This window comes from Streptomyces sp. BBFR51 (genome assembly GCF_044591655.1).
Classification (GTDB): Bacteria; Actinomycetota; Actinomycetes; order Streptomycetales; family Streptomycetaceae; genus Streptomyces.
In genome coordinates this window covers 3,723,394-3,736,397 of record NZ_CP172448.1, presented here as the reverse complement: position 1 = coordinate 3,736,397, position 13,004 = coordinate 3,723,394, and the positions used below count along the sequence as shown (strand labels likewise).

The 13,004-nt window shown below is 72.7% G+C and carries 11 protein-coding genes; 5 read left to right on the top strand and 6 right to left on the bottom strand.

The window, feature by feature from the left end:
• The first annotated feature begins 31 nt into the window (after positions 1–31).
• Both ACGH7X_RS16890 and ACGH7X_RS16885 read left to right on the top strand, forming a co-directional pair.
• The gene (locus tag ACGH7X_RS16890) at positions 32–589 is read left to right on the top strand and encodes a hypothetical protein (RefSeq protein WP_399886165.1); all 558 of its coding nucleotides are present in this window, start codon (positions 32–34) and stop codon (positions 587–589) included.
• Positions 590–622: 33 nt separating this feature from the next.
• Positions 623–1,204 (top strand): hypothetical protein, encoded by a 582-nt coding sequence (locus tag ACGH7X_RS16885; protein ID WP_399886164.1) that lies wholly within the window; start codon positions 623–625, stop codon positions 1,202–1,204.
• Positions 1,205–1,298: 94 nt separating this feature from the next.
• Here ACGH7X_RS16885 and ACGH7X_RS16880 read toward each other — a convergent pair whose 3' ends face one another.
• The 3 genes from ACGH7X_RS16880 to ACGH7X_RS16870 all read right to left on the bottom strand — a co-directional run bounded on the left by ACGH7X_RS16880 (position 1,299) and on the right by ACGH7X_RS16870 (position 5,199).
• A complete protein-coding gene (locus tag ACGH7X_RS16880; protein WP_399886163.1) occupies positions 1,299–1,490 on the bottom strand; it encodes a hypothetical protein in 192 nt (63 codons plus the stop codon).
• A gap of 200 nt (positions 1,491–1,690) precedes the next feature.
• Entirely contained in the window at positions 1,691–4,669 is a 2,979-nt protein-coding gene (locus tag ACGH7X_RS16875; RefSeq protein ID WP_399886162.1) for a BTAD domain-containing putative transcriptional regulator, read from the bottom strand.
• 107 nt (positions 4,670–4,776) lie between these two features.
• On the bottom strand, positions 4,777–5,199 hold the full coding sequence (locus ACGH7X_RS16870) for a nitroreductase/quinone reductase family protein (protein WP_399886161.1): 423 nt from the start codon (positions 5,197–5,199) through the stop codon (positions 4,777–4,779).
• Between the two features lie 93 nt (positions 5,200–5,292).
• On the opposite strand from ACGH7X_RS16870, the gene ACGH7X_RS16865 reads away from it, so the two are divergent.
• Positions 5,293–6,153, top strand: coding sequence for an endonuclease/exonuclease/phosphatase family protein (locus ACGH7X_RS16865; protein ID WP_399886160.1), 861 nt, complete (start codon positions 5,293–5,295; stop codon positions 6,151–6,153).
• On the opposite strand, the gene ACGH7X_RS16860 is transcribed toward ACGH7X_RS16865, so the two are convergent.
• Positions 6,125–7,648, bottom strand: a complete 1,524-nt coding sequence (locus ACGH7X_RS16860) for a CehA/McbA family metallohydrolase (protein ID WP_399897092.1) — start codon at positions 7,646–7,648, stop codon at positions 6,125–6,127. The genes ACGH7X_RS16865 and ACGH7X_RS16860 overlap by 29 nt on opposite strands.
• Positions 7,649–7,855: 207 nt before the next feature.
• Between ACGH7X_RS16860 and ACGH7X_RS16855 the strand changes: the two genes are divergently transcribed.
• Both ACGH7X_RS16855 and ACGH7X_RS16850 read left to right on the top strand, forming a co-directional pair.
• Positions 7,856–10,459: a bifunctional FO biosynthesis protein CofGH gene (locus tag ACGH7X_RS16855; protein WP_399886159.1), complete on the top strand. Its 2,604-nt coding sequence runs from the start codon at positions 7,856–7,858 to the stop codon at positions 10,457–10,459.
• A gap of 93 nt (positions 10,460–10,552) precedes the next feature.
• Complete coding sequence (locus tag ACGH7X_RS16850) at positions 10,553–11,116, top strand: hypothetical protein (RefSeq protein ID WP_399886158.1); 564 nt, start codon at positions 10,553–10,555, stop codon at positions 11,114–11,116.
• Here ACGH7X_RS16850 and ACGH7X_RS16845 read toward each other — a convergent pair.
• Positions 11,100–11,606 carry a DUF2165 domain-containing protein gene (locus ACGH7X_RS16845; RefSeq protein WP_399886157.1) on the bottom strand — a complete coding sequence of 169 codons (507 nt, stop codon included), beginning with the start codon at positions 11,604–11,606 and terminating at the stop codon, positions 11,100–11,102. The genes ACGH7X_RS16850 and ACGH7X_RS16845 overlap by 17 nt on opposite strands.
• Positions 11,607–11,707: 101 nt before the next feature.
• Positions 11,708–12,943 carry a serine hydrolase domain-containing protein gene (locus ACGH7X_RS16840; protein ID WP_399886156.1) on the bottom strand — a complete coding sequence of 412 codons (1,236 nt, stop codon included), beginning with the start codon at positions 12,941–12,943 and terminating at the stop codon, positions 11,708–11,710.
• Positions 12,944–13,004: the final 61 nt, after the last annotated feature.

Sequence of the window (13,004 nt, the reverse complement as noted above, 5' to 3'; positions counted from 1 at the left end):
TCCGTGACATCCACGCACTAGCGTGATCTTCATGACAACACGGGGGCGGGCACTAAGGTTCACGGCGATCTCGGCACTGGTGGTCCTCAGCCTGACGGGCTTCTCGACCGGCCGCCACGGCCACGGCCACGGAGGCGACGGCGGGGGCGGCTGCAGCAGCTCCAGCCAGGACCACGACAGCTCGTCGTCCACGTCGGGCGGCGGCGACGCCTACAAGGACGACGACACGTACGGCAGCGGTGGCAGCGGCTACCACGACTACGACGACGACACCTACGACGACGACACGGGCAGTGGCGGCAGCGGCGGCAACACCGGCGGCGCGGAGCCGGCCACCCTGGAACTGATCACCTGCGCCACGGAGTCCGACCCCTACGCCACCGTCGAGATCACCAACCCGAACGCCACCGAGTACACCTTCGCCGTCACGGTCTTCTTCAAGGACGCGGCCGACACCACGATCTCCGACGGCCGCGAGGAGACCACGGTCCCGGCCCGCGGCGTGACCAAGGTCCGCGTGCCCCTGGACGGCTCCGCCGCCCCCGACCACTGCGAACTGGACGACACGGAACCGCTGCCGCTCTCCTAGCCGGAGCCGGAACCCGAGCGAGCGGAAGAGGACATGAACCCGACAGCCGCCCTGCGCCTCAGGCAGGCGATCGCCCGGACCGGGGACGCCACGCGCGAACGCGTCCCCACCGGCCGGGGCCCGCAGGAGGCCGACGACTCCCAGGGCACCTTCGCCACCGACGGGGCCCTCGGCTTCGACCCCTTCCCCTTCCTCCGGGCGCTCCACGACGCCCGCTCGCACGCCGTGGTCATCGGCCAGGTCGCCGGCATCATGCACGGCTCCACCGAACTGACCGGAGACCTCGACCTGCTGTGGGACGGCACCCCCGACGAGGCACACGCCCTGCGTGAGGCCCTCGCCCGGTCCGGCTGCGCCGAACCGCCCGACCTCGGCCGCGCGCAGGCGGCCTACCGGGTGACCGGCGCCGACGGCGACCTGTGCACCCCCGCCCTCCCCTGGGGCGCCATGAACGTCGCCCCCTGCCTGACCCGGGCCGAAACCACGCGGGACCCCGCCGGCTTCACCGTCCGCTACGCCGCACTCGACGACCTCATCCGCATGCGCCGGGCCCTGGGCCGCCCGAAGGACCACCGCCGGGCGGACGAACTCACGCGACTGGGCGGGCGGTCGTGAGGCACGGGTGAGTCCGGGGCCGCCCCCGGACACACGTCGGCCGCGGCGGCTCCCCTCCGCGCCGCCGCGGCCGATCCCCGTGCGGGAAGAAGGTCTACTTGCCGTCGCCGTCCAGGTCCAGGGCGGGCGGGGCCGGCATGTTGTTGTCCATCGTGGTGATGGTGTCCTTGGCCGGCGGGGTGGGCATGTTGTTGTCCATCGTGGTGACGCCCTCGTCCTTGGCCGGCGGGGCGGGCATGTTGTTGTCCTGCGGAGTGGCGACCGCTTCCGCCTTCTTGTCGCTCATGCGCGTGCTCCTCTGCGATGTTGAACGAGTGTGGAACGCCCGTCCGGTGACTCCCCCGTGGCCCACCGGACGGGCGTTCGGAGCCGCACACTAACCCGTCGGCTCGCTGGTCACCCGTCTGCCCCCCGACGCGACGGCGTGACAGGAACGAGAGTGCCGGAGGCCGATAAACGAACGCTGAACGTCCTTCGCCGGCGGTGTCAAGCAGCCGCCGCGGGCCTCAACAGAGCCCGTACGGCGGCCGCTTCAGGCGCGTCGTTGGCCTCGTAGAGATTGAGCGCCTCACGCCAGCAGGCCCTCCCGCGGTCGACCTGTCCGAGGTCGCTCAACGCCTGCCCGAGGAGTTTCAGCACGTTGCCGCGCATGTGGTCGCCGCCGATGCAGCCCAGGGCCAGAGCCTGCTCGGCGTGCTGCGCGGCCGGGCCGGGACGTCGTGCCGCCAGGTGGGTCTCGGCGATCCTGAAGTGGGTGGTCCCCGCCCACAGCCGTTGCCTGTGGTCGACGAAGATGGTCAAGGCCTGGGAGAACTGCGCGAGGGCGTCCATGTGCCGGCCGGCGGTCGTCAGGGCCACGCCCAAGGCGTAGTGCCCGTTGGCCAGGCGCATGGTGCTGCCGACCCGGACGTGGACGGCCAGGCCGTTTTCCGCGAACTCGATGGCCTTGGCGGTGTTGCCCATTCCCATGTAGGCACGCGAGAGGTTGCACAGGGCGGTTGCCTCGCACAGGCCGTTCCCGGCTGCCCGGAATCCCTCGATGGCTTGGTCGAAGAACATCTTGCCGTCGGAGTAACGGTGTTGATGGAGAGCGATGAGACCGCAGTCCTGCGCAGCCCAGCTCGCGGCGGTGGGGTCCGAGGAGGCGATCACGCGCTCCATGGCGAGAGCCGCCTCCTCGGCGGCCAGTTGAATGCGGCCCGACACCAGCAGGAACCCGGTGAGGGCGATACGTGCTCTCCCCTCCGCGCGGTCGTCTCCCACCGCCTGCGTGGCCTCACGCATGGCCAGGGCCGTCGCCTCGTACTGACGGGAGTTGGCGCCCGACTCCGCCAGATCCCGCGAGGCCCAGAGGAGGTCGACGGCCCGGCGCAGTCTCGCGGTGCCGGCGGCCTGACGCACACAGGCCAGCAGGGACGACGATTCCGTGTAGAGCCAGTCCAGTGCCGCGGGTCCGTCGGTGAAGCGCAGGCCGGGGTACCTCGTAGCCTCCAAGTGGTCCACCAGCCGGTCCCCGGGCCGCTCGATCGCGTACACCCCCGCCGCCGTGGCCAGGTAGAAGTCCAGCAGCCGCGACAGCGCCGCCCCGCGCTCGCTCGGCGGGTGCTCGTCCCGTTCCGCGCACGCACGCGCGTAGAGGCGGACGAGGTCGTGGAAGCGGTAGCGGCCGGGCGCCGCCGATTCGAGCAGGGACGTGTCGACCAGGGACTCCAGGAGGTCCTCCGTGTCCTCGGTGGGGAGGTCCAAGGCAGCCGCCGCGGCCGCCAGGGAGATGTCCGGGCCGTCCGCCAGGCCCAGCAGCCGGAAGGCGCGGGCCTGGGGCGGGTCGAGCTGGCCGTAGCCCAGTTCGAAGGTGGCCTTGACGGCCAGGTCACCCGCCTGCAACTCGTCCAGGCGGCGCCGTTCGTCCGCCAGTTTCGCGGCGAGGACCGAGACGGTCCACGTGCGGCGGGCCGCGAGGCGGGAGGCCGCGATGCGGATGGCGAGGGGGAGGAAACCGCACGCGCCGACCACGTCCAGGGCCGCCTCCCGCTCCGAGACCACCCGCTCCTCGCCCACGATCTTCGTGAAGAGGACCAGCGCCTCCTCGGGCGACATCACGTCCAGGTCGACCAGATGCGCCCCGGCCAGGTCCACCATCCGCACCCGCGCCGTCACCAGCGCGGCGCAGCCGTCCGTGCCGGGCAGCAGGGGACGCACCTGGGCGGCGTCGCGGGCGTTGTCCAGGAGGACCAGGACGCGGCGGCCGTCCAGGACGGAGCGGTAGAGGGCGGCCCGCTCCTCCAGGGAGTCGGGGATGGCCGAGTCGGCCGTGCCCAGGGCGCGCAGGAAGGAGCCCAGTACCGTCTCCGGCTCCACGGGCCGCGCGCCCGCGCCCTGGAGGTCGACGTAGAGCTGCCCGTCCGGGAAGGCGGCCCGCGCCTGATGGGCGACGTGCACCGCGAGGGTCGTCTTGCCGACGCCGCCGATGCCCGCCAGCGCGGAGACCGCCATCACGCGGCCCGCGTCCCCGTGTCCCTGACCGGACGCCGAGGACAGTACGTCGCTCAGCTCCCGGACGAAGGACGAGCGGCCGGTGAAGTCGGGCACCGTGGCCGGGAGTTGAGCGGGCCGTACCGGGGTCGCGGTCTTCTCCTCGGCCGGCGCCGACGGTTCGGCGAGGCCCGGGTCGGCCCGCAGGATGCGCTGCTGGAGTTCCTGGAGGCCGGGGCGCGGGTCGACCCCTAGCTCGTCGGCGAGCAGGCGCCGGGTGTCCGCGTAGACCGCGAGGGCCTCCGCCTGGCGTCCGCTGCGGTACAGGGCCAGCATCAGCAGCTCGCGCAGGCGTTCGCGCAGCGGGTGCGCCGCCGTGAGGGCCGTCAGCTCCGAGACCGCCTCCGCGTGGCAGCCCTGGTCGAGGTCCATGTCCAGGCGGGTTTCGAGGAGTTGCAGCCGCCACTCCTCCAGACGGACGCGCTGCCCCTCCGCGTACGGGCCCGGCACCCCCGCCAGTACCTCGCCGTCCCAGCGCGACAGCGCACGGCGCAACAGGTCACGGGCGTGGCGCAGGTCCCCCGCGCTCCTGGCCTTCTCGGCCTCGGCGGCCAGGTCCTGAGCCGCCGTCAGGTCCAGCGCGCCCTCGGCGAGGCCCCGCACCGCGTACCCGCCCGACTCGCTCACCAGGACCCCGGGGTCCAGGATCTTCCGCAGCCGCGACGCGTACGTCCGCACCGCCGCCAGCGCCTGCGACGGCGGCTCCTCGCCCCACAGGGCGTCGATCAGCTCGGCCGCCGTGGCCGTGCGGCCCTCGCGGAGCAGCAGGGCGGCCAGCAGCGCGCGCTGCTGGGGGGAGCCGGTGGCCAGCGCCTCCCGGCCACGCCAGGCACGCACCGGTCCGAGCACACCGAAGCGCAGCGCGCCCGATTCCTCCGGTTTTGCCGAGGGTCCGGGGTGCCGCTGCTCCGGAACCCGCGGTACACCGTCCATGCCGTCCCCCTAGACATCCTGAGCAACCAGGCCAGTTTGCCTTGTTCACGCCGACCACGTCAGCCGTGGGAGACGCCGATCACAAGGTTCTCACCTGCTCCCTTTCCCTACCTCTCCAGCTCCACCCGCACCGTCAGCAGCCCTGTCCCCACTCCCATCGCCCGTACCGCCGTGCTGTTCAACCGCGGGAGCCGGCGCAGGCGGGCGAGCGGGTCGTCGTCGGGCAGGAGATGGGCCGTCCCCGAGTGCCAGCGGCCCCGGATGCGCACCCGGACCCGCGCGTCGGCCCGGATGTTGCGGACGTACTGGGACCGTTCACCGAACTCCGACACCAGCCAGAAGTCGTCGTCCACTCGGCGCCCGCCCACCGGGGTGCGGCGGGGCAGGCCGGAGACGCGGCCGGTGGTCTCCAGGAGGGTCTGGCCGGGCAGCCGGCGCGTGACCGCGTTGAGGCGGCGCTGGAAGGCGGTGACGGTCCGGTACTTCTGCTCGGCCTTCCGCGTCTTCTGTGTGCGGGGCGACTTCGACATCGTTCGTTCACACTCCCGTCTCTCGTGTCTCCATGTTCCCGGAAAACCTCAGAGGGAGAGGCGGGGCGTGGCGGACGGAGGGATGGTGTGGGCGTGCGCGTGGTGACCTGGAATCTCTGGTGGCGGTTCGGGCCGTGGGCGGAAAGGCAGAAGGCGATCCTCGCCGTGCTGCGGGAGTTGCGGCCCGATGTCGTCGGGCTCCAGGAGGTGTGGGCCGTCGGGGACGGGGAGAACCTCGCCGAGTGGCTGGCCGGTGAACTCGGCCTGCACTGGGCCTGGGCGCCCTCGCCCGCGCCCGAGCGGTGGCAGCGGCGGATCGGGGACGACACCGTGGGCATCGGCACGGCGGTGCTCAGCCGCTGGCCCGTCGTGGAGCGGGCGGTGCTGCGGCTGCCCGTCCCCGGGGAACTCGACGACGGGCGGCTGGCCCTCCACACCCGGCTGGACGCGCCCGGTCATCAGGTGCCCTTCTTCACCGTCCACCTGACGTCCGGCGCCCACGCCGCCGCCGTGCGCCGTGAGCAGGCCGCCGCTCTCGCGCGGTTCGTCGCCGGGCACCGGCACGGCACCGTTCACCCGCCCGTCGTCACCGGCGACCTCAACGCCCGCCCCGGGTCCCCGGAGGTCCGCCTGCTGCGGGCGGCGCAGCTCCACGACGCCTGGGAGCACGCCGGGCCGGGCACGCCGTCCGGCACCTGGGACACCGCGAACCCGTACGTCGCGCACGCGGACGGCGAGCCGAGCACGCGGATCGACTACGTCCACGTGGGCCCGCCCGGCCCCGGCGGACTCGGCCGGGTCCGGGCGGTACGGCGGGCCGGCGCCGGCCCCGTCGACGGGGTCTGGCCCTCGGACCACGCGGCGGTCGTCGCCGACCTGGAGGACGGCGGTGTGGCCCCGGCCCCGGCTGCGGACACGGCCTCGGCTACCGGCCCAGGAAGATCGGGTTGGTGAACGCCGCCAACGCCCCCGGCAGCGGACCCGCCGCCGCCTCGTGCCGCACCTCCGCCCGTACGTAGGCCGCGTACGAGGCGGTCGTCCGCCACTCCACGGCACCCGAACCGGACACCGGCAGCGGATCGCCGGTGAACAGCACGCCCTGGTCCGTGACGAGGCGCACCGTGCAGCGCGGGGCGCCCGTCACCTCCACGCGGACGGTGACCGGGGTGTCGCGGTCCACGCGCAGCCGCTCGCCGATGCCGGCGTGCTCGCCCCGGCCGCCGGACGCGGTGAAGGCCAGCGACACCCGCGACGACTCGGCGACGTACGACCGGCCGGCGCGGATGCCCTCCTGGATCGCCTCCCGCGTCAGGTCGTCGGCGAGGACGACGGTCTGCGGGCGGCCGATCACGTCGGGGGAGCGGTGGGAGTCGCTGCTGCCCATCGCCGGGAGCCAGCCCCCCGCGCCCTGCCGGTCCCGCCCGTCGCGCACCGAGGCGACCAGCATGCCGTCCCAGTCGGCCAGCGCCACCTCGTCGTCGGGCGTGTAGGCGCCGTTCCACACCTCGACGGCGTCCGCCTCCCCGAACCCGAACTTCCAGTTGCAGCCGATGCAGGTGGCGTGCGGGTGGGCCGGCACGACCAGGCCGCCGGCGCGGCGGATCCGCCGGGCGAACCGTCCGAAGCGGTTGTCGCGGGCCCGGTAGCGCCAGTCGACGAAGGTGCCGGGATCGGTGCCGAGGGCGACGACGTGACCGTTGCGGGTGGTCACCTCCTCGCCGAGCAGGACCAGCAGGTCGTCCCCGGCGAGGTCCGCCCAGTGCGCGTGTGCCGAGTGCGTGTTGTGCTCGGAGGAGTTGATGAAGTCCAGGCCGGCCGCCCGCGCCAGTTCCGCGATCTCGGCGAGGGTGTAACGGCCGTCCGAGTACTCGGAGTGCAGGTGGCAGTCGCCCCGGTACCAGGCGCGGCCGCGCCCCTTGGCCCGCTCGGGCGGATACACCGGCCGCGGGGTCTCGCCCTGCTCGCCGTACGTCAGCGTGATGGTGATCTCGTACGACAGCCCCTGCGGGGCCACCGTGTACGGGCCGAGCGCGACGTGCCACAGGCCCGCACGCACGCTGCCGGGGATGTACCCGGGGGTCGCGTCGTCCGCCCGGACGAAGAACTCCGTGCGGGCCCCGCCCGACCAGCCCCGGAAGCCCGGGCCGCCCAGCTCGGTGCCGCGCTCGTCGAAGAGGCCGATGTCGAGCGCGTTGCCCTGGGTGCCGGCCGGGACGGTGGGGCGGTCGTAGGTGTAGGCGACGTGGATCTCCCGGACGCCCCGGGGGACTTCGACCGGGACGTACACGAAGTCGGGGGAGCCGGGCGGCAGGGTGCCGCGCACCGTTCTCCCGCGTTGCTCCTGAGGTGCCGCCGAGGCGAAGCTCACGGTTGCCAACGTAAGCGCGGCGGCGGCTCCCGTCACGAACATCGCGCGTCTGCCGATCCCGGCGTGGTCGTCCTCGCACATGCTGCTGCTCCAGGTGTCGTCAGTGTGTTTGGGCAGTGACATGACATCGGTGGTGCAGGGGTGGTTGTGCAACCCTCGTATTGAGCCGTGAACTCCGGTGCAAGAAAAGGGGTGTGGCACATTGCGGCACATTGAGGGCCGGAAACCGTGCCCCGGGTCACGGGGACGAGCGGCCCGTGCTGATCACGCCGCTCGTATGCTCGAAGGATGACGACTTCCGCGACCTCCGGAACCGGACCCGCCGACCCCACCGGCCCCACCGAGAACTCCATGCGTCGCGCCCTCAAACGCGCCCGGGACGGCGTCGCCCTCGACGCGGCCGAGGCCGCCGTCCTGCTCCAGGCGCGCGGCGAGCACCTCGACGCCCTCACCGCGTCCGCCGCCCGGGTCCGGGACGCCGGCCTGGAGGCCGCCGGGCGCCCCGGCGTCATCACGTACTCGAAGAGCGTCTTCGTCCCGCTGACCCGGCTGTGCCGGGACAAGTGCCACTACTGCACCTTCGTCACCGTCCCCGGCAAGCTGCGCCGCGAGGGCCACGGGATGTTCATGTCCCCGGACGAGGTGCTCGACATCGCGCGCAAGGGCGCGGCGCTCGGCTGCAAGGAAGCGCTCATCACCCTCGGCGACAAGCCCGAGGACCGCTGGCCGGAGGCCAGGGAGTGGCTGGACGCGCACGGCTACGACGACACGATCGCGTACGTCCGCGCCATCTCGATCCGCATCCTGGAGGAGACGGGGCTGCTCCCGCACCTCAACCCGGGCGTCATGTCCTGGACGGACTTCCAGCGGCTCAAGCCCGTGGCGCCGTCCATGGGCATGATGCTGGAGACCACCGCGACCCGGCTGTGGTCCGAGCCCGGCGGCCCGCACCACGGCTCCCCGGACAAGGAGCCCGCAGTGCGGCTGCGCGTCCTGGAGGACGCGGGCCGCTCCTCCGTGCCCTTCACTTCCGGCATCCTCATCGGCATCGGCGAGACGTACGAGGAGCGGGCCGAGTCCCTCTTCGCGCTGCGCAAGGTCTCCCGCGCCTACCACGGCATCCAGGAACTGATCATCCAGAACTTCCGCGCCAAGCCCGACACCGCGATGCGCGGCATGCCGGACGCGGAACTGGACGAGCTGATCGCCACGGTGGCCGTCGCCCGGCACATCATGGGCCCGTCCGCCTGCCTCCAGGCGCCGCCGAACCTGGTGGACTCGGAGTACGAGCGGCTGATCGGCGCGGGCATCGACGACTGGGGCGGCGTCTCCCCGCTCACCATCGACCACGTCAACCCCGAGCGGCCGTGGCCGCAGATCGACGAACTCGCCGCGAAGTCACGGGCGGTGGGGTTCGAACTGCGTGAACGCCTGTGCGTGTATCCGGAGTTCGTCCAGCGCGGCGAGCCGTGGCTGGACCCCCGGCTGCGTCCGCACGTCGCCGCCCTCGCCGACCCGGCCACCGGCCTGGCGCGTGCCGACGCGAAGGTCGAGGGCCACCCGTGGCAGGAGCCGGACGAGGCGTTCACCGCGACCGGCCGCACCGACCTGCACGCCACCATCGACACCGAGGGCCGTACGTCGGACCGCCGCGACGACTTCGACGAGGTGTACGGCGACTGGGGCGCCCTGCGCGAGGCGGCCGCGCCCGGCATGGCACCGGAGCGCATCGACACCGACGTACGCGGCGCGCTGGCGACGGCCGCCGACGACCCCACCCGGCTCACCGACGACGAGGCGCTGGCCCTGCTGCACGCCGACGGGCCCGCACTGGACGCCCTGTGCCGGGTGGCCGACGACGTCCGCAAGTCGGTGAACGGCGACGACGTCACGTACATCGTCACCCGGAACATCAACTTCACCAACGTCTGCTACACCGGCTGCCGTTTCTGCGCCTTCGCCCAGCGCCGCACGGACGCCGACGCCTACACGCTCTCCCTCGACCAGGTCGCCGACCGCGCCCAGCAGGCGTGGGACGTGGGCGCGGTCGAGGTCTGCATGCAGGGCGGCATCCACCCCGACCTGCCCGGCACGGCGTACTTCGACATCGCGCGGGCGGTGAAGGAGCGCGTCCCCGGCATGCACGTGCACGCCTTCTCGCCGATGGAGGTCGTCAACGGCGCGACCCGCACCGGGATGTCGATCCGCGAGTGGCTGGGCGCGGCCAGGGAGGCCGGCCTGGACTCGATCCCGGGCACGGCGGCGGAGATCCTCGACGACGAGGTCCGCTGGATCCTGACCAAGGGCAAGCTGCCGACGGCCACCTGGATCGAGGTGATCGAGACGGCCCACGAACTGGGCATCCGGTCCAGCTCCACGATGATGTACGGACACGTCGACCAGCCCCGCCACTGGCTGGGCCACCTGCGCACCCTCGCCGGGATCCAGCAGCGCACGGGCGGTTTCACGGAGTTCGTGACGCTTCCCTTCATCCACACCAACGCGCCGGTGTACCTGGCGGGCATCGCGCGGCCCGGCCCCACCCTCCGGGACAACCGCGCGGTGACCGCGATGGCCCGCCTCCTCCTGCACCCGCACATCCCCAACATCCAGACAAGCTGGGTGAAACTGGGCACGGAGGGTGCGGCGGAGATGCTCCGCTCCGGCGCGAACGACCTCGGCGGCACCCTCATGGAAGAGACCATCTCCCGCATGGCGGGCTCGTCCTACGGCTCCTACAAGTCGGTCAAGGACCTGATCGCGGTCGCCGACGCCGCGGGCCGACCGGCGAAGCCGCGCACGACGCTGTACGGTCCGGTGGCCGAGGAGCGGCAGCGGGCGGCGAGGGAGTCGGACGGGCATCTGCCCGAGCTGCTGCCGGTGCTGGACTGACCGCCGTACGACGGATGGGGCAGGGGCCACCCGCAGTAAGATGATCGGACCCCCGGTGTGTCGGGGTTTTCACAGCTGAGGAGATGCGTGCCCGTGCCTGCCCGACTTCCCTCATGGGCGTGGGTCTCCGGTCTGACCGTGGGCGCGATCGCGGCGGTGACCGTCCTGGCGATGCAGGCGGACCAGGGGCCCCATCCCACCGCCGCGGCGACGAAGCCGACCCCGTCGGCGTCGGCGGACGCGCACCCCACGCCGAAGGAGACCGCGCCGGCCCCGGTGCCGGAGGGTTCCGGCACGGGGCGGCGCGTCGTCTACTCGGTCGGTCAGGACCGGGTGTGGCTGGTCGACGCCAGCGACGCCACCCGGCGGTCGTTCAAGGTGTGGCCGGGGACGGTCGACCCCGACCCGGGCCAATACAGCGTCGGAACCCGCCGTCAGGAGGCGACGACGGGTTCCGACGGGGTTCAGGTCGAGCAGATCATGTACTTCACCCAGGAGGGCGGCGTCTGGGTCGCCTTCTCCAACGCCGTGGACGGCTCCTCGCCGCCCCCGGCCGCCGCCGGCACCAAGACGGGCGGCATACGGCTGCCCAAGGCGGACGGTGACGCGCTCTGGAAGTTCGGCGCGTCCGGCACGACGGTCACTGTGGTCGCCTAGCCTCCGCCTGCCCCACCGGCAGGTGCGTCACGATCAGGACGACGCCGCTGAACAGGAGCACCCGCGTCGCCGCGTCCAGCCCGTTCCAGTCCTCCGACTGCCACATCGCGAACCACTCCCCGCCGATCGCGAGGAACCCGGCGCCGAAGAGCAGCATCAGCATGAGCGTGCCGTACGTGGTCAGGCGCCGCGCGAGGGCGTGGTCCCGGCGTATCCACAGCCAGGTCGCGTAGATCAGGACGAGCGCCGCGACCGTCTCCCAGAGGATGATCGCGACGTACGCGGCGTCCTGAAGACCCTTGCTCGTGATCGAGCGCCACATCAGGTCGTCGTCCTTGAAGGTCGTGTCCATCGCGAGGACGTGACGCACGTACTGCTGGTTGTTGTCGAAATCGGTGATGTTCCCCAGGGCCACGAGGGCGATGTAGAGGGCGAGGACCGCGGTGAGCACGGTGGCCGCGAGGGGCAGGGTGCGTGGGGTGTTGGACATGAGAGGGATGCTTCCAGGCGTCAGGGGTCCAGGCAGCCGGGTTCGCGGATCGTGATCACGCCGTTCGGTTCACCGGGTCACCGGGACGGGCGCGGCCGCGGTCACTCGCAGACGGCCGTGTCCACCAGGTCGAAGACGTGCTGGTGCGCCGCCATGATGTCGGCGGGCTCGGCGGCCACCGCGCTCGGCAGTGCCGTGACCGCCACCGTGGCCGCGCGGCCTTCCTCGGTGACGCCGCTGTAGGTCTCGTAGCCGTGGATGGAGCCGCCGTGGCCCCACAGTTCGCCGCCGCAGGACAGGGGGGTGCGGAAGAGGCCCAGGCCGTATTCGGTGCCGGGCGTGGGGGTGCCCTCGGCCGCCGGGACCGTGGTCGTCATCTCCTTCAGTTCGGCGGCGTCCAGTACCTCGCCGCCGAGCAGGGCGGAGAAGAAGCGGTTGAGGTCGCGCGGGGTGGTGACGAGCTGCCCGGCGGCCCAGGCCTGCGACGGGTCGAGGCGCGTGATGTCCTCCAGCGGCCCGCCGGGAGTGGTGGAGGCGTAGCCCTTGGGGTGGGCGCCCCGCAGGCCGCGCTCGCCGACGTTCGGCCAGTAGGTGTCCTTCAGGCCGAGGGGGCGGATGATCCGGTCGGTGATCTCCTCGCCGAAGGGACGCCCCGTGACCTTCTCGACGAGCAGGCCCGCCAGGACGTAGTTGGTGTTGCTGTACTGCCACTTCGCGCCGGGCTCGAACGCGGCCTTCTGGCTCAGGGCGAGGTCGATCAGGTCACGCGGGTTGTAGTACGTGTCGCGGACCTCGAAGGGGTCCAGGCCCAGCGTCTGGACGTAGTCGGGCAGGCCGCTGGTGTGCTGGAGCAGGTTCCGCACGGTGATCCGGGTGCCGTCGATGCCGTCGCCGCGCACCAGGCCCGGCAGGTACGTCTCGATCGGCTCGTCCAGCTTCACCCTGCCCTCGCCGACCAGCTGGAGCACGACCGCCGCGGTGAAGGACTTGGTGTTGCTGCCGGCCCGGACCTGGCCGTTCACCGGCACGGCCGCGCCGGTCTCCAGGTCGCCGGTGCCGGCCGTGTAGTCGCGGACGCGTCCGTCACGGCCCTCGACGGCGGCCAGCGCGGCGGGGTAACCGTCCTCGCGCACCAGGTCCTTCGCACCCTCGCGCACGGCGTCGCGGTGACCGGCGTGGCCCGGGGCGCCGTAGGCCAGCGAGCCGCTCACGGCGAGGCCGCCGCCCAGGACCGCCAGCGCGGCGACCACGGAGAGCACGCGCCCGCGCTGCTTCTTCGGCTTGTTCGGGACGGAGGAGACGGAGGAGACGGAGGGGGTGTGGAGTCGTGCGGACACGGGGAGTTTCCTTCCAACAGGGCTGTTCTCGCGACTCCTTGAGCCTTTCGCAGTCCGGCCG